The following is a 26,676-nucleotide window of genomic DNA, read 5'->3' as shown; positions in this document are numbered from 1 at the left end:
CCGTAGCGGAACGGGGGGGAGGATGTCAAAGGGTTTGCGCAACCGGTTGCCCGTCGCTGGCGGGGGGATGAAATTATCACTTGACATCTGCCGGCAAAACGGCAACTATTGCGACCATGCATCAGCACGGTTTCTTTTCCTACTTTAACTTTTACTTTTGGTACGGCTTTTATTTTAGGCCGTCTGCCCAGGGTCGAGGTTTATCGTAGGGGAAGCTGAACCAAACCATACACAAAACCGGAAGCCGAGGGTGGACAGGAAACCGCCCCCGGCTTTTTTAATGCTGCACAGAGAATCAAGGCCGGGGGGGAATCCTCCGGCCTTGTGCTTTTCCGGGACCACAAGGAGGAAAGGATGATCATTGTCATGAAGGCGGGCGCGGCGAAGAAGGATCGGGACGAAGTGCTCAAGCGGATCAAGGAGCTCGGCTACAAGCCCCACGTCATTCACGGGACGACCCGGGACGTGATCGGGGCGGTCGGCGACGAGCGGGGCAAACTGGTCCTCCAGTCGATCGAGTCGATGCATGGGGTGGAGAATGTGCTGCCGATTCTCAAGCCGTACAAGCTGGCATCCAAGGAGGTCAAACTGGAACCGAGCGTGATCGAGATTTCCGCAACGGTGCGGATTGGCGGCCCTGAGATCATCGTCATGGCCGGCCCCTGCTCGGTGGAGGGTGAGGCGCAGATCGTCGAGACGGCGGAGGCGGTCAAGGCTGCCGGAGCGCGGGTACTGCGCGGCGGAGCGTTCAAGCCGCGGACCTCACCCTACTCGTTCCAGGGGTTGGAGGAGGAGGGGCTGAAGCTGCTTGCCAAGGCACGGGCGCTCACCGGGCTGCCGATCGTCACCGAGGTGGTCAATCCGGAAACCGCCGAGCTGGTCGCCGAGTATGCCGACATCCTGCAGATCGGCGCCCGTAACGCCCAGAACTTCGCCCTGCTCAAGAAGGTGGGACAGCTCCGGAAGCCGGTTCTCCTCAAACGGGGGATGTCGATGACTATCCAGGAATTCCTGATGAGCGCCGAGTACGTCCTGGCGGAGGGGAACCAGTCGGTGATCCTCTGCGAACGGGGGATTCGCACCTTCGAGACCGCCACCCGCAACACCCTCGACCTGTCGGCCATCCCGGTCCTCAAGGAGAAGACCCACCTGCCGGTGGTGGTCGACCCGTCCCACGGCACCGGCGATTACCACTACGTCGGGCCGATGGCGCTGGCCGCGGTGGCCGCCGGCGCCGACGGCCTGATCATCGAGGTCCATCCCGATCCCGAGCGGGCCTCGTCCGACGGCCCCCAATCGCTGAAGCCGAAAAAGTTCGCCACCCTGATGGCCCAGCTGAAGCTGGTGGCCGAATCGGTGGGCCGGACGGTGTAGAAAAGCCCTTGCGCCTGCTCCCCGGCCTCCGTATGATGAGAAAAAACTCACGACAGGAGGTCGGGGATGAAGCGGGTACTCGGGATGATGTGGCTGGTGCTGCTGCTGGTGGGGACGGTGGAGGGGCGGACGGTCCGCCCGGCCGATTCCCAGCTGTCCGGGGAGATCCAGCGACAGCTGGAGGCGATCCTGGAGTTGTGGCGCAGCGGCGATTACGGTGCGCTCTACGACCGGACGAGCGTCACCGGCCGGGAGAGCCGCGAAGGGTTCGCCCGGAAGCTGGCCGGTGCCGCCCGGCGTCCCGCCTGCTGCTGGGAGCAGCTGCAGGAGGTCCGGGTCTCCGTCCGGAGCGCCGACGCGGCTACGGTACGGGGGCGCTTCGGCCTGGAGGGGGGGCCGGCGGCCACCGAGTTCAGCACCCGCTCGCTTCGCCTGGTGTGGGAGGATGGCGTCTGGAAGGTGGCCCAGGCGGATCTCCTCGCCCTGGCCGGGGAGAAACGGAAGCGCTACCGCTATCTCCCCGCGACGGCCGGCGGCGCGGCGCGCTGATCCCGACCGTCCCTTTCGCCGAGCAGTTTTGGTGGTATAGTTATACCCCATGAAACCGCTCCTTTTGCTCATCGTTATCCTTTTCGCCAGCCTGCCGTTGCCGGCCTGTTCCACGCCGAGCTCCTTCGGCGTGGAACGCCAGGAGCTCCGGGTCCGCCTCGATCCCGAGCACCAGCTCCTGACTGGCGAGACCCTGCTGCAGCTGAGCGGTGAGCCGGCCGTCGCCCTGTCCCTGACGCTCAATCCGGCGGCCGAGATCGACCGGGTCGCCGTGGCCGGCCAGCCGGCCCACTTCCGGCGTACCGGCGACCTGCTGGTGGTGGAGCTGCCGGAACGAAGCCCGGCGCCGCAGGTGACGGTCAGCTATCATTGCCGCTTCGCCGACCGGGCGCCGGCGCATCCGGTGGCCACCGAGGATCCGACCTACGGGGTCAGCGGCACGATCTCGCCGCAGGGGACTTACCTCGGCAGCGATGCCGAATGGTATCCCGTGCCGCCGGTCCGCCCCGGTCGCCGTACCCTGACGCTGATCGCTCCCGCCGGGACCGAAGCGATCAGCGCCGGCCGGCGGATTGCCCGCACGACGGCGGCGGGGGTGACCAGTTCCACCTGGGAAGAGGAACACCCGGTGGAGACGCTCGCCCTGTCGGCCGGACCCTACCGGATCGAGGAACGGCAACTCGGCTCGCTGCCGCTCTATACCTACTTTCTTGCCGACGATGCCCCCCTGGCGGACAGCTATCTTGCCGCGTCGGCGCGCTACCTCGCCGAGGACGACCGCCGCTTCGGTACCTATCCCTTCGAAAAATTCGCCGTGGTGGAAAACTTCTTCCCGACCGGCTATGGCTTCCCTTCCTATACGCTGATCGGCGGTACGGTGATCCGGCTGCCGTTCATCATCGATACCAGCCTCCCGCACGAAATCGCCCACAACTGGTGGGGCAACGGCGTCCTGGTCGATTACCGGCGGGGGAACTGGTCGGAAGGGCTGGTCACCTATCTGGCCGATTACCACCAGGAGGAGCGGCAGTCGCCCCGGGCGGCGCGGGGGTACCGGTTCCGCATCCTGGCCGACTACGCCTCGCTCGTCGGACCGGGGGCCGATTTCCCGCTCCGCCAGTTCGTCAGTCGCAGCGATCCCGCCTCCCGGTCGATCGGCTACGGCAAGGGGGCGATGCTCTTCCACATGATCCGGCGGCGGATCGGCAACAAGGCCTTCGAGGCCGCCCTGCGGGAGGTGTTTCGCGATAAATGCTTCCAGCGTGCCTCGTGGGACGACTTTACCCGGGCCTTTTCCCGGGCGGCGGGCGAGGAGCTCACGCCATTCGTTGCCCAGTGGCTCGACCGGCCGGGGGGGCCGCGGCTCAGCTTCGCCGGGGTGACCCGCCAACGCCGGGGAGTGGAGTGGGAGGTGCGGGGTACGGTCCGCCAGGAGGGGACCCCCTATGCGGTTCCGCTGACGATCCGGCTGACGGCGGGGGGGGAGTCTTACGACCGGACTCTGCAGCTGGCATCGGCCGCGACCCCCTTTGCGTTCCGGGTGCCGGCGGCGCCGGAGCGGCTGCTGCTCGACCCGGAGGTCGACCTGTTCCGGCTGCTCGCCGCTGACGAACTGCCGGCCACCGTCAACCGGCTGAAGGGGAGCCGGGCGCTGACCGTGGTGGTCGCCACCGGTTACGAAGCCTACGAGCCGCTGCTCCGGCTGCTGCTGCGCTCGCTCGGCCGGGAGGATGCCGTGCTGGTCCGGGAGGGGGCGCTATCGACCGCTGCTCTGGCCAACCGCGACCTGCTCCTCTGCGGCATCCCGCGTGCGGCCGGCTTGTTGCCGGTTTTGCCGGCGGAGGTGAAAGCCGCGCCGGCCGGGTTTACCGTCGATGGCGTGCGCTATGCAGCGCCGGGCGATGCCCTGTTCGTCGCCGGCAACCGACTGCGGAGCAGCGAGCGGGTGGCCGCGCTGTTCCTCCCCCGGTCGCTGGCCGCCGCCGAGGCCTGCGCCCTGAAGATCACCCACTATGGCCGTTACAGTCTGCTGGTTTTTTCTGCCGGGGAAAACCGGCGCAAAGAAACGGTGCCGCCTGTCGCCGGGGCCGGGACGGTCGTCTTCTGAGACGGGAGGGGAGCATGGGGAGAAGGGCCAAAATGGTCGTGCCGCTGGCGGTGCTGGCGGCGGTCATTCTGCTGGCGGTGGCGAGCCGCGGTCATGATCTGATCGTCCGGGTAAAGGATAACCGGGAAATCCCGTTCCATGAGATGGTCCGGGAGATCAAGGCGGCCCGCTTGGTCTATGTCGGCGAGATCCATGACGTCCAGGCCGATCACGATTTTCAGCTACGGGTCATCCGGGCGTTGGCAGAGGCCGGGGTGCCGCTGGCCATCGGCATGGAGATGTTCACCGCCGAGAGCCAGGAGGCGCTCGACCGGTGGACGGCCGGAGCATTGGCCGAAAAAGAGTTTCGCGAGGTGTATTACCGAAACTGGCAGATGCCGTGGCATTTTTACGGCGCAATTCTGTGCTATGCCCGGGAGAAGCGGATACCGGTGGTCGGCTTGAACATTCCCCGGGAGATCGCCCGCAAGGTGGCCCGCCACGGCTTTGCCTCCCTTGCCCCCGAAGAAAAGGCGCGGCTTGTCCCCAACGTGACCTGTGACGTGAATTCGGCGTATATGGAGATGGTGCGGCGGGCCTATGCCGACCACGCCCCGGAGAAGGACCTTTTCCGGAATTTCTGCGAAGCGCAGCAGCTCTGGAACAAATCGATGGCTTTCCACATCGTCCGCTTCGCCCGACGCAATCCGGGGCGGACGATGGTGGTGATTACTGGGGCGGGGCATGCTATCCGGGGGGGGATTCCCGCCGAGGTTGCCGGGGATGATCCGGCGCTCGGCGGCTGGGTCATCCTTCCCGACTCACGGGCCCACCGGGGCGAGGTAACGGTGGCCGACGCCGATTATCTCTGGCTGACCCATTGACGGGTTCGCAACGCCCGCCTACCTCATTACCGGCAGGGTGACGAAGAACGTACTTCCCTTGCCGGGAATGCTTTCGACCCGCACCCGGCCACCGTGGGCGGCAACGATTTCCCTCACCAGGGTGAGACCGAGCCCGGCACCACCCACCTTGCGCCGGTCGCTATTGTCCACCCGGAAAAAACGATCGAAGATCTTGTCGTGAAATTCGGGCGGAATGCCGATCCCTTCGTCCTGCACCCGGATGGTAATCATCCCGTCGTCGGCTGCGGCCCCGATCGCGATGGTGCCGCCTTCGGGAGAGTACTTGATGGCATTGGAGACGAGATTGCAGATCGCCTGGTAGAGCTGTTCTTCATTGCCGCGGACCGGCGGCAGGTCCGGCGGGCACTCTACGCTGAACCGGTGATTTTTGGCGCTGGCGGCGTAGAGGGAAACCGCATCGTCAAGGAGGAGCCGCACCTTGACCGGGGAAATCCTGAATTTGACGGTGCTGGCCTTGAGGCGCTGCAGCTGGAGGAAGTTGTTGATCAGCTCGTTGAGCCGCTCGGTTTCCTTGTAGATGGTGCGGAGGAAGTTTTTCTGCTGGTCCCGGTCGACCTCGTTCTCGAGCAGGAATTCGGTAAAACCGAGCATGGCGGTCAGCGGGGTGTGCATCTCGTGGCTCACCGCCGAGATCATCTCATCCTTCATCCGCTCCATTTCTTTCCGTTCGGTGATATCGATGGCGATCTCCATCCGGACCAGCCGGCCGTCGGTCCAGCGGATCGCCTTGTCGATGCACTGGTACCAGCGGCTGCTGGTTTCGTTCCGGTACTCCCAGATGTAGGGAGGGAGCGGCTTGCCGTCGATAAGCAGCTTGTCGTTGGAGCAGAAGTCGCACGGAACGGTCTTTCCCCCCTGGATCACCTCGTAACACGGCTTTCCTTCCCAATCTTCACCGAACAGCTGAGTGCCGTACTTGTTCAGATAAATGAGTTCGAAGTTTTCCATATCCATGACGTAGACCATGGCGTTGAGCGAGTCGAAAATGGTGCTGATCTGGTTGAACTGGGTATGGATCGCTTCCTCGGCCTGGCGCCGTCGCTGCCGCTCGCCAGCCTCGCGGATTTCCCGCTCGATGGCCGGGACGAGCCGGGAAAGGTTCCCTTTCATCAGGTAGTCGTGGGCGCCGGCCTTCATCGCCGCCACCGCCAGATCCTCGCCGATCTTGCCGGAAACGATGATGAACGGGATATCGAGACGGCGTTCCTTGACTATTCCGAGCCCGGCCAGGGCGCCGAATTGGGGCATGTTGTAGTCGGCAATGATGATGTCCCACTCCTGGCGATCGAGCGCCTCACACATGGCTGCGGCGTTGTCGACGCAGTGGTGGGTCAGCTCCAGGCCGCTTTTTCGCACCTCGCGGAGCAAGAGCAGCAGGTCGTCTTCCGAGTCTTCGAGGATCAGCATCCGGATTGTGTCGGTCATGAGTGGAGATTCCTCCGGTAAATGGCCGGTCGTTGGTCCGTCGGGCTACCGATGAACGATACCGGTAGCGATCGCTTGTGGCCGGTTGCCCTTGAGCCGTTCGTAGCCGGCCCGGTCCTTGGGCAGCGGCACGGCGAAATTGCCGGGGATCGACCAGCGGTCTTTCAGGTAAATCCACGGCGCGAAGCTGGAAATGGTATTTCCGGTGGTCGGTTCGACGCTGTCGGTTGCCTTCATGTCGCGGATGAACAGGCCATGGCTGTTGGCGATGACTGTATGGCTGCCGCTGAAGGGGAGCGCGCCGGGACCGGCGTAATCCCAGCTGACCAGTTGGCGCTGTTCGCCGTCTGGTGTACCGTGACACGAGTCGCAGGAGCGGGCCGGACCGTACTTGTGGGAGAGTTTGTCGATCTGGATCCAGAGCAGTGCCTTGTTGTTTTCCGGCAGGCCGTCAAAGAGCCCGACGTAGCCCCAGGCATCATCGGTCCGCTGCAGATCGGGGAGGGTGCCTGGCCAGCGCCAATAGAGCCCCGGCTTGAAGTCGGCCGTCTTGACGTTCATCACTGCCATCGGGAACGGCTTGACCGGAATCCATCTTCCCCGCTGGTCGCGGATCAGGATCGGGTCCGCCATGATGCCGTAATACTCCTTGTACTTGAGGAATGGGGTCGGCGAGCCGGCCAGTTTTCCCGGGCCCCAGAAGGTCCCCTGGTAACCGCCGACGTTGCGGATGTGGCAGGCCTCGCAGGCAAGGTGCCGGTGCACCGAGCTGCCGTGGCTCTTGACGATGGCGGCATGGCAGCGGTCACAGGTCGCCTGGCGCTTGACCATGGCGTGGGACAGCTTGCCGTCACGGCTGCTTTCGTGGCAGTCGAGGCAGCCGACTTTCTTAGCCAGGTGGATGTCCGGTTCGGCTCCTTCGGGGTGGGAGAAGGAACTGCCGAAGTAGCCGGCGCCGCGCCGCCGGTCTTCCGGGCCGGCATGGCAGAGCGAGCCCCGGCCGCCGCCGTAGCAGCTTTCCGGTTTCGGGGTCCGGTTGAAGGTGTGCATCCCCAGTTTCGGGTCGGTCGTCGATGCCGGCTGCGGGTCATAGTGGCAGTCGAGGCAGCCGACATGGCAGCTGTTGCAGGCCCGCTGGTTCAGGTCGTTTACCGCGGCGCTGAACGGTACCGCGGTATTGGCGGCGATCCGGTCGTAGTTGCCGGCAAACCAGACGCCGCAGTTATGCGGTCCCCGGGCGGCATCGGTCCAGCTGCGATACGAGCTCTGTTTGGCATTCCGCCCCATGGTGCTCGTGGTGAACTGGGCAAATTCGCGGGGATGGCAGGCGCCGCAGGTCTGCTTCATCATGGTGAAGTTCTGCGACAGGGTGTCGGGGCGCTTATCCTGCCAGAGGATGGTAGTCACGGTCGAATCGAACACCCCCTTGCCGTCTTTGTCGGCCACGTACCTGATCCGGCCCATGCCGCCCTCGCCGAAGTAGAGCGGATGACGCCGTTCCACCGGTTCGGCGGTCAGCCCTTTCTTCCTGACCACCAACAGCCGGCCGAGCCCGGTGTGCGCTTTTTCTTTGTCCCGCGCTTGCGGATCACCCCGGTGGCAGTCCTGGCAGTCGGCGGTCATCCCCGACTGGGCCTCGACTTCGGCGTTGGTAACGGTGAAATGGGGGTAGCCGGCTTCCTTCATCGTTGTGGCATTGCTGTGACAGGCGATGCAGCCCGACTCCCCGGCCGGCGGCGCGGCGGCCAGGGCCGGTGCTGCGAGCGCCAGGAGGAAGAGCGCGGGAAGCAGCTGGCGATTCGTCATGGATCGTCTTTCCTTTCTCCGCAGCCCTTTCCGGACCGGGCGAAGGGGATTGTACACTCTGCGCCGGCGGGCCGACACTTTTTTCGCATTAGTTTTCATTCTAACGCCACACTCCCGCCCGGTCAACGTGGCGGCCGACGTTTCTCGCTCCCGGCGCGGCGGCTGGCCGGGGTAGGGGGGATTTTCCCGTTTACCCTTGACTTTTCGACGGTTTACTTGTAGCGTACCATGTTTGGCGCGGCCCGTGCCGCGCCTCGTTTTTATGGATGAACACTTACGTTGCGGAGGACGTTTCATGGACTACAAGCAAACCCTGAACCTGCCGGTTACCGATTTCCCGATGAAGGCCAATCTCCCCCAGAAGGAGCTCGACATCCTTGCCGGGTGGCAGGAGCAGGACCTGTACGGCAAGCTCACCGCGGCGGGGGCGGGAAAGCCGCGCTACATTCTCCATGACGGCCCGCCGTATGCCAACGGCCATATCCATATCGGCCACGCCCTCAACAAGATCCTCAAGGATATCATTCTCAAGAGCAAACGGATGACCGGCCACGACGCGCCGTATGTCCCCGGCTGGGACTGCCACGGCCTTCCCATCGAACTGCAGGTGGAGAAGAACCTGGGGAGCAAGAAGCACGAGATCTCCAAGCACCAGATGCGCAAGCAGTGCCGGGAGTACGCGGCGAAGTTCGTCGATATCCAGCGCCAGGAGTTCGAGCGGCTCGGCGTGCTCGGCCAGTGGGACAAGCCGTACCTGACGATGAGCTTCGACTACGAAGGGATCACCGCCCGGGAACTGGCCCGCTTCGCCGAAAACGGCGGCCTCTACAAGGGGAAGAAACCGGTCCACTGGTGTTCGTCGTGCGTGACGGCACTGGCCGAGGCGGAAGTCGAGTACGCCGACAAGGTTTCGCCCTCTATCTACGTCAAATTCGCCCTCCAGGACGACATCAGCGCCGCGGTGCCCGCCCTGGCCGGCAAGAAAGTCTCCCTGGTCATCTGGACCACCACCCCCTGGACCATTCCGGCTAACCTGGCGATCGCCCTCCACCCCGAGCTCAGCTACGTTGCCCTGGAAACCGGTGGCGAGGCGCTGGTGGTGGCCGAGGGGCTCAAAGATGCCTTTCAGCAGGCCACCGGCGTGCAGGGAGAGGTGATTGCCACTTTCGGCGCCGACCTCCTCTATCGGAAACGGTGCCGGCACCCCTTCTACGATCGGGACTCGATCGTGCTGCTTGGCGACCACGTCACCCTCGAAGCCGGTACCGGCTGCGTCCACACGGCGCCGGGGCATGGCCAGGAGGACTATGAACTGGCGCTCAAGGAGGGGCTCGATATCTACAACCCGGTTGACAACCGGGGCCGCTACATCCAGAGCCTGGAGTTCTTCGGCGGCCAGTTCGTCTTCGATGCCAATGCTTCGGTGATGGAGAAGCTGCGGGAAGTCGGCGCCCTGGTCGGCGCCGGCGAGGTCACCCACTCCTATCCCCACTGCTGGCGCTGCAAGAAGCCGATCATCTTCCGGGCGACCGAACAGTGGTTCATCGGCATGGAGAAGAACAATCTCCGCCAGCGCTCGCTGGAGGAGATCAACCGAGTTTCCTGGATTCCCAAGTGGGGGCAGGAGCGGATTTACGGGATGATCGAGAACCGGCCCGACTGGTGCATCTCCCGGCAGCGGAGCTGGGGGGTGCCGATTACCGCCTTCTACTGCAAGTCCTGCGGCGAGATCCTCGCCGACGGCACGGTGATGCACCATGTTGCCGACCTCTTCATGGCAGACGGTTCCGATATCTGGTACGAGAAGGAGGCGGCGGAGCTGTTGCCGGCCGGAACGACCTGCCCGGCCTGCGGCAAGGCCGACTTCGAGAAGGAGATGGATATCCTCGATGTCTGGTTCGACTCCGGGGTGTCCCATGCGGCGGTGATGGAGAACCGCCCCGAGCTCGGCTCGCCCGCCAACATGTACCTGGAAGGGAGCGACCAGCACCGGGGGTGGTTCCACTCGTCGCTCTTGGCCAGTGTCGGTACCCGGGGGCGGGCACCGTACCGCGAGGTTCTCACCCACGGCTTCGTCGTCGACGGTTCCGGGCGGAAGATGAGCAAGTCGGTCGGCAACGTCGTCGCCCCTGAAGAGGTGATCAAGAAATACGGCGCCGAGATCCTCCGTCTCTGGGTGGCGGCCCAGGATTACCGGGACGACATCCGGATCTCCCAGGAGATCCTGACCCGCCTTGCCGAAGCCTACCGGCGGATCCGCAACACCTGCCGCTACCTGCTCGGCAATCTCTATGACTTCGATCCGGCTACCGACATGGTACCCTTCGCGGCGATGACCGAGCTCGACCGCTGGGCCCTGCACCAGCTGGAACTCCTCAAAGAGAAGGTGCTGCGGGCTTACGACGAGTACGAGTTCCACATTCTCTACCATGCGGTCAATGGTTTCTGTACCGTCGAGATGAGCGCCTTCTACCTCGACATCATCAAGGAGCGCTACACCAACCGCAAGGATTCGCCGGAACGGCGCAGCGCCCAGACTGTCATGTACCTGGTGCTGGAAGCGCTGGTGAAACTGATGGCGCCGGTCCTCTCCTTCACCACCGACGAGGTCTGGCGGTACATGCCGAAGCAGGCCGAGGAAAGCGTCCACCTCGCGGCCTTCCCGCCGTTGCGTCCCGAATGGAAGGACGAAGCGCTCGTCGAGCGTTGGGAACAGATCATCCGGGTCCGTAGCGACGTTGCCAAGGCTCTGGAGCAGGCCCGGGTGCAGAAAGTGATCGGCCACTCCCTCGACGCGGCGGTGCAGCTGGCCGCCGAACCGGAGCTTCTTGCTTTCCTTCGAGAGTATGCCGATGAATTGGCAACGATCTTTATCGTTTCCAAGGTGGAGCTGGTGACGGAGATTGCCGGCGAGAGCATGGAAGCGGAGAACGTCAAGGGGTTGCGAATCGGGGTCGGCGCCGCGCCGGGGACGAAATGCGAGCGCTGCTGGCATTATGAGGAGGAGCTGGGGATCGATCCGGAGCACCCGACCCTCTGCGCCAAGTGTACCGCCGCCGTGAAGTGAGAAACTGCCGGAAACCACGGCGCCGGCGGCGAGACCGCCGGCGCGTTTTCCGTCCGACTGACGAAAGATTGCCGCTATGAAACCACGCTACCTAATCCTGCTGGCCGTGACCGTGCTGATCCTTGGCCTCGACCAGGCGACCAAGATCCTGATCGACCGGAGCATGGCGCTTTACCAGTCCCGGCCGGTCATCGACGGCCTGTTCAGTATCACCTACATGCGCAACCGGGGCGCTGCCTTCAGTTTTCTTTCCGGCTTCAGTTACCGGCTGCCGTTCTTTATCGGCATTTCGCTGGCCGCCCTGGTCGTGATCATTTTCGCCTACCGGAAACTGCGGGACGACCAGACGCTGGCGGCGGTCGCGCTGGCAATGATCTTTGCCGGTGCCCTCGGCAACCTGATCGACCGGGTCCGGCTCGGCGAAGTGATCGACTTCCTCGATGTCTACTGGCGCACTTACCACTGGCCCGCCTTCAACGTTGCCGATTCGGCCATCTGCGTCGGCGTTGCCCTCCTGGCGTTCGACATGCTCCGCGAAGAGCGGCGGCACGGAAAAGCCTGATCCGCCCGGCGCGTGGCGCCGCTCAGAACCGATGATGCAGGGCGAAGTTGAAGGTGACGTCGGGGGCGGTTTTTACGCTCAAATCCTCAGAAACTCCGAGATCCAGGCTGGTCCGCTCGGTAAAGGCCAGCGTGCCGCCGATGGTTCCCATGATGGTGTCGTTGCCTAACTCCCGCAGCTCGCTGTCCCGGTAGAGGGAGGTGTGCCAGAGCGCCTGGGCCTTCAAGGCGATCCAGTCGGCCGGGCTCCAGCCGAAGCCGGCGGCGCCGAAGGCCGCCAGGTTGCGCTGCTGATCCTTCAGGACGTCGCCGTCGCTCATCACCGTCCCGCCGGCGGAGCCGAAAATGGTCATATGTCCTGCCGGGCCGAGGCGAAAATCGTCGCTGCCGTTGAGCCAGAGTGAAAAGTCGACGCTGCCGCTGCCGCGCAGCTTGTGGCTGTTGCCGGTAGGTAGCTTGAGCGCCGCCCGCAGGGAAAGCGAGCGGGGCGCCTCGGTCTGTTCGTCGTAAAGCTGCATCCCCCCCGTCAAACGAATGTCCCCCAGCCCCACGCCGCCGTCGTCCATGACCAGCCGGTCGCTGCCATCCCGCTCGTAGCGGTAGAGGAGTCGGTCGCGCGGCACCTCATCCCGGCCGCCGTTGTTGAAGCCGAAGGTCCGATGGAACCATTCGATAAAGCCGTCGAGAAAGCCGCCGCTCTGGGCGACTACCGGGATTTCGATCCCCGCCTCGAAGCGCCGGGCCAGGCCATAGCGGAGGTCGAGCGCCCCCCGGTAGGTTTCTCCATCCAGCGTGATCGCCTCGTGGTTGTTTTCGTCAATGGCAAAATTGTTGGCCAGGTTGACGGAGAGCGACACCTCGCCTTGATTGGGCTGCAGGACGCGGGCGCTGTCCGGCACCGGCAGGCCGAAAATCTGCACCAGCGGACTCATGTTGACGACCCGGAACGGAGTGATCTCCATGGCGAGCGCCGGGGCTCCGGTCAAGGCAGCCACTAGGGCGATGCCTGCAGAGGTGAGGAGCGGTGCCGCCATCCGCGGCCAAAACTTCTGTTTTTTTGGGCAACTCGTCATTCGGGTATCCCTCCTGTTCGTCGCATGTCACCACTCGCCCCGTCCCGCGCCCGGCCACAAACTTCTTGAACTGGCGCGGCGATCTGGGCTATGGTGATCAGATAGCACGTAATAGCCTGCATTTCAACGGCTTGGAGATGTTTTATGGCGTTGTACAACGGTCGGCAGAACCCCGCCTCCCGGAACATAAACCGGCGGCAAGGAAAAAGTCCATTAAAAATTTTTCTCGTGACAGCCTCGATCATCGGTGGAATCGGGCTGCTCGCACTAGCCGGTTACCTGTTTTTCCTGTACAACTCGCTGCCGCGGGTCGATCGCCTGGCCGATTACAAGCCGCCGATCGTTTCCCAGGTGTTCGGCGACGACGGCAGCCTGGTGGGCGAATTTTACCTGGAGCGGCGGATCGTCGTCCCGGTGGACAAGATTCCCCGCCAGCTGATCCAGGCTTTTGTCGCCGCGGAAGATGCCAACTTTTATCAACACAAGGGGCTCGACTATGTGGGGATTCTCCGGGCGGCCGTCAAGAACCTCCTGTCGTTGAGCAAGAAGGAGGGGGCGTCCACCATCACCCAGCAGGTGGCCAAGTCGATGCTTCTCACTCCGGAGAAGAAGTTCTCCCGCAAGTTCAAGGAGGCGATCCTTGCCAAACGGATGGAGGAACGGCTCTCCAAGGACGAAATCCTCTATATTTACCTGAACCAGATCTATCTCGGCGCGGGTTCCTACGGGGTGCAGGTGGCGGCGGAGACCTACTTCGGCAAGAACGTCGACCAGCTGAACCTGGCGGAGATGGCGATGCTGGCCGGCCTCCCCAAGGCGCCCAACTACTATTCGCCGATCAAGCACCTGGATCGGGCCAAGGAGCGCCAGGCGTACGTCCTCGACCGGATGGTCAAGGAGGGATATATCACCCAGGCGGAAGCGGAGCATGCCCGGGCGATGCCGATCGTCATCAAGTCGATGAAAACGGTCAACAGCGACCAGTCGGCCTATTTCCTCGAGCACATCCGGATTCAGCTCGAAGAGAAGTACGGCATGGACAAGCTGTACAAGGAAGGGCTGCGGATCTATACGACGATGGACGGCGCGATGCAGAAGGCGGCCTACGAAGCGGTGGTGACCGGCCTGAAGAACGTCGACAAGCGCCAGGGGTTCCGCGGCCCGCTTCGCTACCTTGCCGAGACGGAGGTCGACGACTTCTGCCGGAAGGTGGAAGATGGCATCGACACGGCCAGCCTCAAGGAGGGGAGCACCTACCAAGGGGTGGTGACGGCGGTGAACCCGGCCAAGGGTGAGGCGACGGTCCGGGTCGGCGACCGGACCGGCATCCTGTCGCGGAAAAACATGGCCTGGGCGGGCAAGCTCCAACTGGTCAACAGCTGGGGCAAACAGGAAGGCAAAGGGAAATTCCTGCCGCTCGGCAGCGTGGTCCTGGTTAGCGTCATTACCCCGGATGTCAACAAGGCCGGGGCGGTGCTGGCCCTCGATCAGGAGCCGGAGGCCCAGGCCGCGGTGGTGTCGATCGATCCCCGGACCGGGGCGGTGCGGGCGATGGTCGGCGGCTACGATTTCCACAAGAGCCAGTTCAATCGGGCGATCCAGGCGCGCCGCAACCCCGGGTCGGCTTTCAAGCCGCTGATCTATGCGGCCGCCCTCGACAAGGGGCTGACGCCCGCCACCATCTTCGACGATTCCCCCGTCGAGTATGACAGCGGCCAGGAAAAGGCCTGGCGGCCGAAGAACTATGACAATATCTACCGCGGCAACGTCACGATGCGTGAGGCGCTGACCAACTCGATCAACGTGGTGAGCGTGAAGATCCTCGAACAGATTGGCGTCGACTACGCGATCGATTACGCCAAGAAACTCGGCATTACCTCGCCGCTGGCGGCCAACCTGACCCTGGCGCTCGGTTCGTCGAGCCTTACCCCCCTCGAATTGACCTCGGCCTACGCGGTCTTCGCCTCCGGCGGCTACCGGACCACCCCCTATTTCATTACCAAGGTGGAGGACAGCGACGGGAAGGTGCTGGAGGAGACGGCGCCTCCGGTGATCCCGGTGATGACCAACAACTCCTCGGCGACGGTTGTCGACGGGGATGGGGCAACGGCGCCGGCACAGGCTCCAGCGCCGGCTGCCGGCAGCGAGCGCGGGCCAGCCGCCGTCCCGGTCATCTCGCCGGAAACCGCCTACATCATTACCAATCTGATGGAAAGTGTCGTCACCAGCGGCACCGGACAACGGGCCCGGGCGCTCGGCCGGCCGGTGGCCGGGAAGACCGGTACCACCAACGATATGAAGGATGCCTGGTTTATCGGCTATGTACCGCAACTGGTAACCGGCGTCTGGGTCGGCTATGATCAGGAACGCTCCCTCGGGGCCGGGGGATCGGGCGGCCAGGCGGCGGCGCCGATCTGGACCGAATTCATGAAACAGGCGGTTGCCCGGCTGCCGGTGAAGAATTTTACGGCGCCGTCGGATATTACCTTTGCCACCATCGATCCTCAAACGGGCAAGCTGGCGCGCGATGGCGCGCCGGGAGCGATCGTCGAGGGGTTCGCGGCCGGGACCGAGCCGAAGAGCTATGATAGCGATGCGCCGGCGGCGGATGATGCGCAATAGTTGTAATGATTTTATAGTGTTATGAATCGACGACGCCGATTGACGGGGGTTGAGAGGGGGGTGGGAGCCATAAGTCCTTTTGTGACAACGGTTTCCGGCGGATAAAAAAATTTCATTTCCGTAAATAATCCCTTGCAAAGTGGAAATTTCTGTCTATAGTATTCCGTGAATTATCATAAAAAGGAGGGTTGACCATGACCAAAGCAGAACTTGTGGATGCTGTAGCGAAATCTGCCAACCTGACCAAGGCAGCTGCTGACAAGGCTGTTGGTGCCTTCATTGGCGCTGTCGGCGATGCGCTGAAAAAGGGTGACAAAGTTACCCTGGTCGGCTTCGGGAGTTTCGAGGTATCCACCCGCAAGGCCCGCACCGGCCGTAACCCCCAGACCGGTAAGGAAATCAAGATCGCTGCCGCCAAGGTTCCCAAGTTCCGTCCGGGCAAAGCCCTCAAGGACGCCGTTGCTGGCAAGAAGAAATAATCTCTGCCGACCGCCCGTTTCGGGCGACGCAATGGTTGACTCTGCAGCGAAATGAGAAAGCCCCGCCTGATCGGGGCTTTTTCTTTATCCGGGCCCGTTTTCCGGCCGCCCCGTCGTCCGTTTTATCCTTGCCCCTTGCCAATCCCCTCGTTGCCGATTAAAGTCTCCGTCAGGGGGAAGATGATCGATGCCGCGCTCTGCTGAACCAAGCCACACGTCCCGGCGATTCGGGCGCCTGGCAGCCTGCCTGCTGGCAGCGCTCGTGCTGATCGTGCTTGCCCTGGCCATCCTCCTGAAAATCTATCTCGCCACCTTTGCCGCTCCCCAGCTCGGCCGACTGCTGACCGGCTATCTCCATTACCCGGTCCGGATTGCCGGCCTGGAACTGCGGGGCGATTCGCTGGTCATCCGCGGCGTGGCCGTTGATAACCCGTCCGGCTTCCCGGCCGGCCGGCTGGCGACCGCTGAGGCCGTGGTGATCGCGCCACAGTGGCCGGCTCTGCTGCGGGGCCAGCCGGTCTTCCGGCGCGTCGAGCTGGAGCGGCCAACGCTCGAACTGTTGCGGAACCGCGCCGGTATCTGGAATGTGGCGGGGCTGCGCCGGCCGACCAAGGCAAAGGGGCGGGGGGCCGAGGTCCGGATCGGGGTGCTGCAGATCCGTGACGGGGCTGTCCGGGGGGTCGGCTACGGGGTGCAGGGCCTTTCCCTGCGCTTGCGCGAGCTGGCGTCGCGCGGGAGCCGCGAGGGGACGGTCGATCTCTCCTGCCGCGATCATGCGGGGAACCGCTATACCCTACGGGGTGATTTCCGCCCGGGCGCCACCCCGGATTTTGCGCTCCGGCTCGATGCCCCGCAGCTCGCTCTTGCCCCTTTCGCCGGGCTGGTGCGTGGCGTGCCTTCGTCGGCGTTGGCAACGGCAGCGGGAAGCTTGCAGCTTACCGCTGCCCTGCGGAGCGGCCGCTATTCGTTGGCAGCCGAGGCGGAGGTCCGTAACCTGACCGTCCCGCTTGCCGGGCGACCGGTACCGCTCTCTGTGCGCCTCGCCGGCCGCGGCTGGTATCGCCCCGCCACCGACGAGGCCCGGCTGGAGAGCCTCGACATTGCCGTCGACAAGCTGTTGGCGGCCCGGCTGGCCGGCACGGTGCAAGGGGTGCGCGGCGCGCGGGAATTCACTATTAGCGGCCGGTTGGCCGAGGTCGAGCTCCAGCGGCTGGCGGCGCTGCTGCTGCCGGCGGCGGTGGCGCGGCGGGTCGCCCTTGCCGGCCGGCTCGGCAGCCATGGCCTCCGGCTGACGGGGAGTGCCCGGCGCGGCATCGGCACGCTGTCCGGCGATCTGTTCCTGCAGGACGGTGCGCTCTCCCTGGATGGTCGGCCGCTTTGCCGGGCCGTCGGCGGTGTGGTGACCTTTGAACACGCCGGCGGCGAACTTATCGCCCGGGGCCGGCTGGTCGCTGCCGCTGCCGATCGGACCGTTCCCCTCTCCCGGCTCGAACTGCCGCTGGTTGTCAGGCTCTCGGAGCGGTTGCGGCCGCTGCTGATCGAGACGGCCCCGGTGACCGCCCGCTTCGCCGGTCTGACGCTGACCGGCGCTGCAACCTTTGCCCCAGGCACCGCCACCCCGCTGCACGGCGAACTCCGGCTGGCCGAGGCGCCCCTGGCCGGCCTGGCCGGATTCCTGGAGCGCTACGGCGTCAAGTCGCCCACTGGCCGGGTGTCGGCTTCGCTGGCGGTGCAGGGGGCGAACCTTGCCACCCTGGCAGGAACGGCAGCCATCAATGCCACCGGCTGGCAGGGAGAACTCCGCAGCCATCGGCTGACCGTCGGCGACGGGCGGGTTGCCCTTCGCTTCAGCCGGCGTCGTGGGGCCATGACGGGCGACGGGACGCTGAGCGGTACCGGCATCGCCTGGGATCGGACCACCGCTGCCGCCCGTTCCTTGTTCAGTTTCGACGGCAGCTCGCTGGCGCTGACCGCCGGCCGTTTCCGGGTGGCGACGACCGACTTCGGCGCTGCGGCGATCCGTTTTCGCCTGCTTCCCCGCTCCGCCGGCAGCGGCGGTGACCGTCCGCTGGCCGTCAGCCTGAACGGGGGGACGGTCAGCCGCGATCAGCTGACGATCACCGGCCTCGCCGGCAGCTGGCAGGGGGCGCTCCGCCGGCGGGATGGCCGGAACTGGCCGGCGGGGGATGGTTCGCTCTCCCTTGGCCAACTGGCGGTGCGCGGTCAGCCGCTGGCCTCGGGCCTCGTCCGGTTCGCGCTGGCCGAGGATGGCGGTACGGCCGAGCTGGCCGGGACCGTGGCCGGCGGGCCGGTTACTGCCCGGCTGGTTGCCAGCCAGGGGTGGAGCAAGCCGGAGCTGGCTTTTGCGGCGACGGTCACCAAGGCGGGCCTCGGGCCACTGCAGGGGATGCTGGCCGGCAAGAAGGGGGTGACGGTGACCGGCGGGCAGGCGACCGGTACCGTTACCGGCCATTACGGGAGAGCGACCGGCCTCGACTGCCGGGGAGCCGTGCAACTGGCACAGGTCGCCCTGGCCGGGGCGGGGGGGAAAAGCATCCTCAGCGACGGCGGGCTGCGGCTGACGGGCCAGTATGCCGGCGCGGCGCTGACCGTCGACGATGCCGTGGTGACGGCCGGCGAGGCCGTTGCCGTCCGGCTCAAGGGGCGGATCGGGCAGCTGATGACGCCGCAGCGGCAGGGGACCGTCGCCTTTTCGCTGGCGCCGACCCCCGTCAACGAGCTGATCGATCCGGTGGTCAACATTCTTCCCCGGATGATCCAGGAGGCGACGGTGGCCGGAACCGTCGCTGTCGCCGGGCTGGCGGCAGTCAACGGCCCGGCGGTGAAGGTCGACGGCGCCCTTTCCCTGGCCGGGGTGCGGCTGGAGGTCCCCTCCCAGCGGCTGGTGATCGGGGATATTTCCGGAACGATTCCCGTCGACTATGATTCCGCCGCTCCCCAACTTCACCGCCCTCCCGAGGCGACCACCTTCACCCGGGCCCGTTTCCCGGCGCTCCGCGATCAACTGGCCCGGCCGGCCGCCGGGCGGGAGCTGACGATCGGTGCGGTCCGTTTCGGGCCGCTCAATCTGGGCGAAACGACGATGGTGCTGCAGGAGGGGGACGGTATCGTCCGGATCGTCGCGCTTCGCTCCCGCTTCTATGACGGGGCCATTTTCGGCCGTGGCTTCGTGGCGTTGCGCCGCGGGATCGCCTATGGCGGTGATCTCCTGGTGGACGGGATGAGCCTGCAACAGCTCTGCAGCGCGATCCCGAAGATCCAGGGGTATGTTTCGGGGCGTCTTGACGGCGGCGTCAGCCTCTATGGCGAAGGATCGGGACTGGCCGGGCTGCGCGGCTTTACCGATCTCTGGGCCCGTAAGGGGAAGCAGGAGCGGATGCTTCTCTCCAAGGAGTTCCTCCAGCGGCTGGCCGGCAAGAAGCTGCGCGGCTTCTTTTTCCGCAACGACCGGCCCTATGATCGGGGAGAGCTCAGCGCCTACCTGGAAGGCGGTTTCCTGACCTTCACCACCCTCGACATCTCCCATACCGATTTCCTCGGTATCCGGGATCTGAGCGTCACGGTGGCGCCGCTGCAGAACCGGATCGCCCTCGACCATCTCTTCAGCGCGATCCGGGAGGCAGCGGCGCGGGGGAAAGCGGTGCGGGGTGCCGAGCCGGCCGGAGAGGCGCCGGCCGATACCCAGTTCAACTGGCGGGACTGACAAGGCCGAAGGAATACGGCGCGAGCAGCTGCGCAAGATCGGTCCGACAATGGTTTTGCCGCTTGGTGTCAAGCTGCCGCAGGCACTAATACGTCCTCCCCCGTGATGGGAGGGGGGACGGTGGCGGAAGTGTGGTGATAATCAGGTTGGATTTTTTCAGCGGTTGCCGGCGGGGTGCCAACGGTCGGCCGATGTGGTATAGTGCACGGGTGATCTCTGCTGACAGGAGGAAGATATGATGCGAACAATGCTCAAGTGGGTCGTGACCGGGCTGTGCAGTATGCTGGCGGCGTGTGCCATTATCACCGTCAACGTTTATTTCCCAGAAAAGGCGGTCAAGGATGCCTACAAGTCCCTTGACGAAATGCTCCTCAAGCCGGGCGACGAGCAGAGCAGTTCGCCAACCGCCAAACCGCCGGCGGAACAGCCGGCCGAGCCGGGTACGAGTACGCCCCAGAGCCGGCTCTTCGACCGGCTCCCTTCGATCTCCTTTGTCTCCCAGGCCTGGGCGGCCGACAACTATGCCGACGAACTGGCCATCGAGCTGTCGAGCATGCCCGATGTACTGCGGGCCTATGACGAGATGCGGGCCCGCCTGCCGCAGCTCGATGCGCTGCGGACCAGCGGGGTGGTCGGCGAGACCAACCAGGGGCTGGTGACGGTCCGCGACAAGGGGCGCAGCTCCGCCCAGACCGAGGCGCTGGTCAAGGCGGAAAACGACAACCGCAAGACGGTGATCACCGGGATGGCCCGGGCGATCATCAAGCTCAACAAGCAGAAGGAGAGCAAGGCGGCGATCAACCAGGTGCTCGGCAAGGCGGCGGCGACCTACGCCGATACCCGGCGGGAAGAGGCGCGACCCGGCTGGTGGGTCCAGTTGGCCAACGGCCGGTGGGTCCAGAAATAGCGGCACCGGTCAGATGATGGCGGCGTGCAGGTCCCGCTGGCGGTAGCGGCCCCAGAAAGCGAGCGCCCGGGCGTACCAGTCGACCACGAATACCCCCCAGACGGCATAGAGGGAGAGGTGGAGCCAGTCGGCGGCGAGCCAGGAAAAGCAGACCCGGATGCCCCACATGGCGGCAAGGGTGACGAGGAAGACGTAAAAGGTGTCGCCGGTCCCGCGCAGGCTGCCGGCGTAGACGAAGGAAACGGCCAGCGGCAGCTGGGCGAAGGCGACCAGCCGGAGGAAGACGATCCCTTTGTCGATCACCGCCGGGTCCGTGGTGAAGAGGCCGATCAGCAAGGCGGGGCAGGTGAGGAAGACGATCGCCATCGTCCCCATGACGATCACCGCCAGCCGGAGGGCTTCGCGGTGGCTGATCCGCGCCCGGCGGATCTTCCGGGCGCCGAGCGCCTGTCCCATCAGGGTGGCGGCGGCAATTCCCATCCCGGCACCGGGCATGAAGGAGAGCGACTCGATGGAGACGCCGATCTGGTGGGCGGCGTAGGCCGCCGTGCCGTAGCCGATGATCAGCTTGGCGTAGAAGAGCTGGCCGCTCTGCTGGGCGACCCGTTCCAGGGCCACCGGCCAGCCGACCCGCCAGATTCGCCGGAAGAGGGTCGGGTCGGGGCGCCCGGGGCGCAGGTAACGCAGTCGGATCGCCCGGAACAGCAGGTAGAGAAAGCCGATGCATTCGGAGGCATTGATGGCGAAGGCGGCGCCGGTGACGCCGAGACGGGGGAGGCCGAACGCGCCGTAGATCAGCGGCCAGGCGATCAGGACATGGAGGATGTTGACCAGGATGATCGCCCGCATCGGCGTCCGGGTGTTGCCGATGCCGTGCATGATTGCCGAGAGGATGTTGAGGCCGGTGGTAAAGGCCAGATAGATGAAAACGAGCCGGATATAGCCCGCCGCCAGGGTGAGCACCTCGTGGCGGGCACCGAGAAAGGCTGCCAGCCGGTCGCCGTAGAGGCCGCCGAGGGCCGAGGCGACCATGGTCATGGCGACGCAGACCAGGCAGGCGGCGAATGCCGCGCTTTTCGCCTCCCGGCGACGGCCGCTCCCCCAGAGGTGGGCGACTACAACGGTCGTGCCGGTGGCCAGCCCCCAGAAGACGGTCATGGTGACCAGGACCAGCAGCTGGCCCAGGCCGGTGGCGGCGATGGCCGCCGCGCCCAGCCCGCCGACCAGGAAGATGTCGACGATGGCGACCAGCCGCTGGAAGAGCGAAGAGAGCAACACCGGCAGGGAGAGGCTGATGACGTTGCGGCGGATGGAGACCCGCTTGGTCCGGCGGCGGGCGCCCCGTTCGCTCAAGCTTCTACCTGCCATGCTCCTTATCCCGTCTCCTCGCTGCTCAGTCGTCGATGCCCAGGTCGGCGGCCAGCCCCTGGACGAAATTCTTGGCCCGGCCGGAGGGGGCGATCACCCCGTAGGCCAGCGCTTCCTTCAGTTCGGCGGCTGACGCCCCCGCTTCCTTCGCTGCCGCGAAGTGTTTCTTCAGTCAGGTGGGGCACCCCACCGCCACCGCGCAGCCGACCCGGATCAGCTCCCGGGTCTTGGCATCCAGCACTTCTTCGTACTCGAAATCGAGAATTCGTTTCCTGATCTGCATGGTCGTCCCTCCGGTACGGTCCCGGCACCACTATGGCGCCTGTCAGGCCGTGATGCAACTCTTTTTCACGACCGCTTCAGTCGACATCGGCAAATTTCACCAACGTTCCCTTCTTCGCCCCGTAGCGGAAGACCGTCACCCCCTTGCATCCCCTGGCATAGGCAAGCCGGTAGGCCCGCGCCACATCCTCGCGGGTCGCCCGGTGGGGGAGGTTGATGGTCTTGGAAACCGCATTGTCGGTGTATTCCTGGAAGGCGGCCTGCATCTCGATGTGGTCTTCGAGGGGAATCTCCAGCGCGGTCCGGAAGAGCCGGCGCACCCCGGTCGGAATGCTGCGGACTCCTCGCAGTGAACCGCGGCGCTCGATCGCCCGGAGCAGCTCCGGCGAGGCGAAGCCCCGTTCTTCGGCAAACCGGAGGAAGAGCCGGTTGACCTCGGTCAGCTCGCGGTCGAGGACCAGCCGTTTGTAGGCGAGGGCGAAATACGGTTCGATGCCGCTGGAGCAGTCGGCGATCAGGGCCAGGGTGCCGGTCGGGGCGATGGTGGTGACGGTGGCATTCCGCAGCGGCGGCAGCTCCTGGGCGGCATAGATCGACCGGGCGAAATTGGGGAACGGCCCCCGCTCGGCCGCCAGCGCCGCCGAGGCCTGGCGGGCGGTGTCGCGGATGAACTTCATCGCCGTCCGGGCCAGGGCGAAGGCCGCCGGGTGGTTGTACGGCAGGCCGAGGAGGACCAGCAGGTCCGCCCACCCCATGACGCCGAGGCCGATCTTCCGGTTCCCCTTGTGCATCGCCTCGATGGCCGGGAGGGGATAGCTGTTGGCGTCGATGGTGTTGTCGAGGAAGCGAACGGCGGTCCGGACGGCATCGCCGAGGGCGGGGTAATCCAGGGCGCCGTCCCGGGCGTAACGGGCGAGGTTGAGGGAGCCGAGGACGCACGCCTCGTAGGGGAGCAGCGGCTGTTCGCCGCAGGGGTTGGTGCTCTCGAAGCTACCGAGCTGCGGTGTCGGGTTGGCCCGGTTGATCCGGTCGATGAAGATCACCCCCGGGTCGCCGGTCTCCCAGGCGCTGGTCACGATCTCGTCGAAGACCTCCCGGGCCCGCGCCGTGCCGGTCACCGCTCCCGAGCGCGGATTGACCAGCTCGTAGGTGCCGTCGGCCGCCAATTCGGCCATGAACCGGTCGGTGACGGCGACGGAGATGTTGAAGTTGGCCAGTTCGGCGGCGGTCCGCTTGATCCGGATGAATTCGACGATATCCGGGTGGTCGACGCGGAGAATCCCCATGTTGGCGCCACGCCGCGCTCCTCCCTGCTTGATCACGTCGGTTGCCGAGTTGTAGATCTTCATGAACGAGACGGGACCGCTGGCGATGCCGCCGGTGGAGCGGACGATATCCCGGCGGGGGCGGAGCCGGGAGAAGGAGAAGCCGGTACCGCCGCCGCTTTGCAGGATCAGCGCCGCGTTCTTCAGCGTTTCGAAGATGCCGGTCAGCGAATCGTCCACCGGCAGGACGAAGCAGGCGGCCAGCTGGCCGGCCGGCTTGCCGGCGTTCATGATCGTTGGCGAGTTGGGGAGGAAACGGCGCGTGCTGAGCAACTGGAAGAACCGCTCTTCCCAGCAGGGCGCATTGCCGTTGGGATAGCGCTTTTCGACGGCGGCGATGGTCCGGGCGATCCGGCCGAACATCTCCCGGGGCGATTCGATCACCCGCCCCCGTTCATCCTTGAGCAGGTACCGCGCGTGCAGCACGGCAAGGGCGTTTGCTGACAGCTCCATCGGTCCGGCCTCCTCCGCGGGATCAGCCGCTTACTCCCGCCGGTCGCCCGCACCGTCGGCATGGACCCCGGCGACAAACGGCAGCACCGTCTCGACCCGGATCACCAGCCTGGTCAGCGACTGGGGGAAGCCTGGCGCTTCGCCGCCGGGGAGGTAGCCATCGAGAATGGCGGTGTCGAGTGCCTCGCTCACCGTGCCGAGGAACTGGAACCCCACCGTGGCGTCGGGGGTGGCGATCGCCACCGCCAGCCGCCGGTTGCGGGTGACGTTGGCCAGGGTGGTGGGACAGAACCAGTTCTCGAACACCAAGTGGTCGTCATCGAGCACCCGGAGGTTGCGGGCCGCCGCCAGGTGGGGGGTGCCGGCCTGGTCCGCCGAGGCGACGAATGCCATCGGCGACCGGTCGATGAAGTCCTTGATTTCTTCGCTGAACATCTCCGTGGTCTCCTTCCCTTGAAGAAATTCCGCTGTCGGTAATAATACCATAAAAGCAGGGCCTTGCCGCGGTTTGGCGACAGGGACATTTCGCGGGGCGGAGGTGGCGGATGAAAGGAAACGAGCGGATCATCGACCAGTTGAACAGTCGGCTTGCCGAAGAGCTGACGGCCATCAACCAGTACATGGTGCATGCGGAGATGTGCGACAACTGGGGGTACGAGCGGCAGCACAAGAGCATCGAAAAGCGGGCCATCGACGAGATGAAGCATGCCGAGAAACTGATCGCCCGGATTCTCTTTCTCGAAGGGCGGCCGATCGTCAGCAACCTGAACAAGATGCACATCGGCGACGAGGTGCCGAAGATGCACCAGAACGATCATGCCGCCGAAGAGGGGGCGATCCGGGGATACAACGAGAGCATCCGGGTGGCGGTGGAGGTGGGGGACAACGGCACCCGGGAGCTTTTGGAAGGGATTCTCCGCGAAGAGGAGGGGCATATCGACGAGATCGAGGCCCAGCTGGACCAGTTGCGGCAGATGGGGGTGCCGGCCTACCTGGCGGAACAGCTCGACTGACCGGGCGTCGGTGCCGCCGGCCGGGGCAGACGGCAAAACGCCGGGACCATCGAGGTCCCGGCGTTTTTATCGTCTGGCAGACCTTTGCGCCTGCTTGTGCCGCTACCGGTCTGCTGGTGTGTCGGCCGGTTCGCCGGCGGGAAAATACCGGCGTTGGAACCGGAAGGCGACGTTGACCAGGCCGATCATCACCGGCACCTCCACCAGCGGCCCGATCACCGCGGCGAAGGCCGCCCCGGAGTTGAGGCCGAAGACCGCCACCGCCACGGCGATGGCCAGCTCGAAGTTGTTGCTGGCGGCAGTGAAGGCGAGGGTGGTGGTCCGGGAGTAGTCGGCCCCCAGTTTCCTGCCGAGATAGAACGAGCCGACGAACATCAGGATGAAGTAGATCCCCAGGGGGATGGCAATCCTGACCACGTCGAAGGGGAGCTGGACGATCAGGTTCCCCTTGAGGGCGAACATCACCACGATGGTGAAGAGAAGGGCGATCAGGGTCAACGGGCCGATCTTCGGCAGCACCTGCCGCTCGTACCAGGCTTTTCCCCGCAGCTTCACGCCGACGAGCCGGGTCAGCGCCCCCGCCAGACACGGAATCCCCAGGTAGACGAAGACGCTCTTGGCGATCTGCCCGATGCTCACCGCCACGACGCTCCCCGCCAGGCCGAACAGCGGCGGCAGCACCGTGATGAAGAACCAGGCGTAGACGCTGTAGAAGAGCACCTGGAAGATGCTGTTGAACGCCACCAGCCCCGCCGCGTATTCGGTATTCCCCTTGGCCAGTTCGTTCCAGACGATCACCATGGCGATGCAGCGGGCCAGGCCGACCATGATCAGCCCGGCCATGTACTCCGGCTTGTCGGGGAGAAAGACGACGGCCAGCACGAACATCAGCGCCGGGCCGATCAGCCAGTTCTGCACCAGCGAGAGGCCGAGGATCCGCCGGTCGCGGAAGACCTCCGGCAGTTCCTCGTATTTCACCTTGGCGAAGGGGGGGTACATCATCAGGATCAGGCCGGCGGCGATCGGGATATTGGTGGTGCCGACCCGGAAGCGGTCGATGAACGCCTCGCTGCCGGGGACGAAGTAGCCGAGGGCCACCCCGAGCGCCATGGCGGCAAAGATCCAGAGGGTGAGGAAGCGGTCGAGAAACGGCAATTTTACGGACATGGCCCCCTCCGCTCAGTTCGCCCGGAAAAAGGCGAGCAGCCGTTCTTTGAGGTCGTCCCGGACCCGGCGGAACGCCTCGTCGATCTCCGCTTCGCTCCCCGTCGCCCCGGCCGGGTCGGCAAAGCCGAGATGGGTGTGGGTGACGCCGCCGAAAAAGAGCGGGCACTGTTCGTTGGCGCTGTCGCAGAGGGTGATGACATAGTCGAAGGTTTCGCCGGCGAATTCGCCCAGTTCCTTTGAGCGGTGGTGCGCGATGTCGATGCCGAGTTCCCGCATCACCCGGATCGCCCGCGGATTGACGGCGGTCGCCCTGGTGCCGGCGGAAGAGGCGCTGAACCGGTCGCCGATATAGTGGTTGATCAACCCTTCCGCCATCTGGGAGCGGCAGGAATTGGCGGTACAGAGGAACAGCACGCGTTTTTTCATGGAAACCCTTTCTTGAATCCGGATAGACGAATGTATGCCGACA

The 26,676-nt window shown here is 65.1% G+C and carries 20 protein-coding genes; 11 read left to right on the top strand and 9 right to left on the bottom strand.

The genetic code is table 11. The features are described from left to right. The first annotated feature begins 354 nt into the window (after positions 1 to 354). The 4 genes from aroF (at position 355) to QMN23_RS17615 (ending at position 4,893) form a co-directional block, all read left to right on the top strand. On the top strand, positions 355 to 1,374 hold the full coding sequence (gene aroF / locus QMN23_RS17630; protein WP_282000639.1) for a 3-deoxy-7-phosphoheptulonate synthase: 1,020 nt from the start codon (positions 355 to 357) through the stop codon (positions 1,372 to 1,374). Positions 1,375 to 1,440: 66 nt separating this feature from the next. Further along, positions 1,441 to 1,923, top strand: a complete 483-nt coding sequence (locus QMN23_RS17625) for a hypothetical protein (protein ID WP_282000638.1) — start codon at positions 1,441 to 1,443, stop codon at positions 1,921 to 1,923. A gap of 49 nt (positions 1,924 to 1,972) precedes the next feature. After that, entirely contained in the window at positions 1,973 to 4,030 is a 2,058-nt protein-coding gene (locus QMN23_RS17620; protein WP_282000637.1) for a M1 family metallopeptidase, read from the top strand. Between the two features lie 14 nt (positions 4,031 to 4,044). Then, positions 4,045 to 4,893: a ChaN family lipoprotein gene (locus QMN23_RS17615; RefSeq protein ID WP_282000636.1), complete on the top strand. Its 849-nt coding sequence runs from the start codon at positions 4,045 to 4,047 to the stop codon at positions 4,891 to 4,893. A gap of 18 nt (positions 4,894 to 4,911) precedes the next feature. On the opposite strand, the gene QMN23_RS17610 is transcribed toward QMN23_RS17615, so the two are convergent. Beyond that, complete coding sequence (locus QMN23_RS17610) at positions 4,912 to 6,360, bottom strand: ATP-binding protein (RefSeq protein WP_282000635.1); 1,449 nt, start codon at positions 6,358 to 6,360, stop codon at positions 4,912 to 4,914. A gap of 45 nt (positions 6,361 to 6,405) precedes the next feature. Beyond that, a complete protein-coding gene (locus tag QMN23_RS17605) occupies positions 6,406 to 8,166 on the bottom strand; it encodes a cytochrome c3 family protein (protein WP_282000634.1) in 1,761 nt (586 codons plus the stop codon). A 295-nt stretch (positions 8,167 to 8,461) separates the two neighbouring features. On the opposite strand from QMN23_RS17605, the gene ileS reads away from it, so the two are divergent. Together ileS and lspA are read left to right on the top strand one after the other, a co-directional pair. After that, positions 8,462 to 11,233 (top strand): isoleucine--tRNA ligase, encoded by a 2,772-nt coding sequence (gene ileS / locus QMN23_RS17600; protein WP_282000633.1) that lies wholly within the window; start codon positions 8,462 to 8,464, stop codon positions 11,231 to 11,233. A 76-nt stretch (positions 11,234 to 11,309) separates the two neighbouring features. Continuing rightward, positions 11,310 to 11,795: a signal peptidase II gene (gene lspA / locus QMN23_RS17595; protein ID WP_282000632.1), complete on the top strand. Its 486-nt coding sequence runs from the start codon at positions 11,310 to 11,312 to the stop codon at positions 11,793 to 11,795. A 22-nt stretch (positions 11,796 to 11,817) separates the two neighbouring features. Here lspA and QMN23_RS17590 read toward each other — a convergent pair whose 3' ends face one another. Next, positions 11,818 to 12,867, bottom strand: coding sequence for a DUF3187 family protein (locus QMN23_RS17590; RefSeq protein WP_282000631.1), 1,050 nt, complete (start codon positions 12,865 to 12,867; stop codon positions 11,818 to 11,820). Positions 12,868 to 13,011: 144 nt separating this feature from the next. On the opposite strand from QMN23_RS17590, the gene QMN23_RS17585 reads away from it, so the two are divergent. From QMN23_RS17585 to QMN23_RS17570, 4 genes are all read left to right on the top strand, one after another. Further along, positions 13,012 to 15,489, top strand: a complete 2,478-nt coding sequence (locus QMN23_RS17585; protein WP_282000630.1) for a penicillin-binding protein 1A — start codon at positions 13,012 to 13,014, stop codon at positions 15,487 to 15,489. Between the two features lie 194 nt (positions 15,490 to 15,683). Then, positions 15,684 to 15,968, top strand: coding sequence for an HU family DNA-binding protein (locus tag QMN23_RS17580; protein WP_282000629.1), 285 nt, complete (start codon positions 15,684 to 15,686; stop codon positions 15,966 to 15,968). A 187-nt stretch (positions 15,969 to 16,155) separates the two neighbouring features. After that, complete coding sequence (locus tag QMN23_RS17575) at positions 16,156 to 19,692, top strand: hypothetical protein (RefSeq protein ID WP_282000628.1); 3,537 nt, start codon at positions 16,156 to 16,158, stop codon at positions 19,690 to 19,692. Positions 19,693 to 19,927: 235 nt separating this feature from the next. After that, entirely contained in the window at positions 19,928 to 20,599 is a 672-nt protein-coding gene (locus QMN23_RS17570) for a YdbL family protein (protein ID WP_282000627.1), read from the top strand. 9 nt (positions 20,600 to 20,608) lie between these two features. On the opposite strand, the gene QMN23_RS17565 is transcribed toward QMN23_RS17570, so the two are convergent. The 4 genes from QMN23_RS17565 to QMN23_RS17550 all read right to left on the bottom strand — a co-directional run bounded on the left by QMN23_RS17565 (position 20,609) and on the right by QMN23_RS17550 (position 24,462). After that, positions 20,609 to 21,967: an MATE family efflux transporter gene (locus QMN23_RS17565; RefSeq protein ID WP_282000626.1), complete on the bottom strand. Its 1,359-nt coding sequence runs from the start codon at positions 21,965 to 21,967 to the stop codon at positions 20,609 to 20,611. 25 nt (positions 21,968 to 21,992) lie between these two features. Next, the gene (locus tag QMN23_RS17560; protein ID WP_282000625.1) at positions 21,993 to 22,250 is read right to left on the bottom strand and encodes a GSU3128 family (seleno)protein; all 258 of its coding nucleotides are present in this window, start codon (positions 22,248 to 22,250) and stop codon (positions 21,993 to 21,995) included. Positions 22,251 to 22,326: 76 nt separating this feature from the next. Beyond that, complete coding sequence (locus tag QMN23_RS17555) at positions 22,327 to 24,027, bottom strand: adenosylcobalamin-dependent ribonucleoside-diphosphate reductase (RefSeq protein WP_282000624.1); 1,701 nt, start codon at positions 24,025 to 24,027, stop codon at positions 22,327 to 22,329. 30 nt (positions 24,028 to 24,057) lie between these two features. Then, positions 24,058 to 24,462, bottom strand: coding sequence for a pyridoxamine 5'-phosphate oxidase family protein (locus QMN23_RS17550; RefSeq protein WP_282000623.1), 405 nt, complete (start codon positions 24,460 to 24,462; stop codon positions 24,058 to 24,060). 110 nt (positions 24,463 to 24,572) lie between these two features. On the opposite strand from QMN23_RS17550, the gene bfr reads away from it, so the two are divergent. Beyond that, positions 24,573 to 25,040: a bacterioferritin gene (gene bfr / locus QMN23_RS17545; protein ID WP_282000622.1), complete on the top strand. Its 468-nt coding sequence runs from the start codon at positions 24,573 to 24,575 to the stop codon at positions 25,038 to 25,040. Between the two features lie 102 nt (positions 25,041 to 25,142). Here the strand turns inward: bfr and arsB are convergent, their stop codons facing one another. Both arsB and QMN23_RS17535 read right to left on the bottom strand, forming a co-directional pair. Further along, entirely contained in the window at positions 25,143 to 26,207 is a 1,065-nt protein-coding gene (gene arsB, locus QMN23_RS17540) for an ACR3 family arsenite efflux transporter (protein ID WP_282000621.1), read from the bottom strand. A gap of 12 nt (positions 26,208 to 26,219) precedes the next feature. Next, positions 26,220 to 26,633: an arsenate reductase ArsC gene (locus QMN23_RS17535; protein ID WP_282000620.1), complete on the bottom strand. Its 414-nt coding sequence runs from the start codon at positions 26,631 to 26,633 to the stop codon at positions 26,220 to 26,222. Between the last annotated feature and the right edge of the window lie 43 nt (positions 26,634 to 26,676).

Source organism: Geotalea uraniireducens, from assembly GCF_027943965.1.
Taxonomy (GTDB): Bacteria; Desulfobacterota; Desulfuromonadia; order Geobacterales; family Geobacteraceae; genus Geobacter; species Geobacter uraniireducens.
Note: the sequence above shows the minus strand (reverse complement) of the source record. Positions and strands in the feature narration are given on the sequence as shown.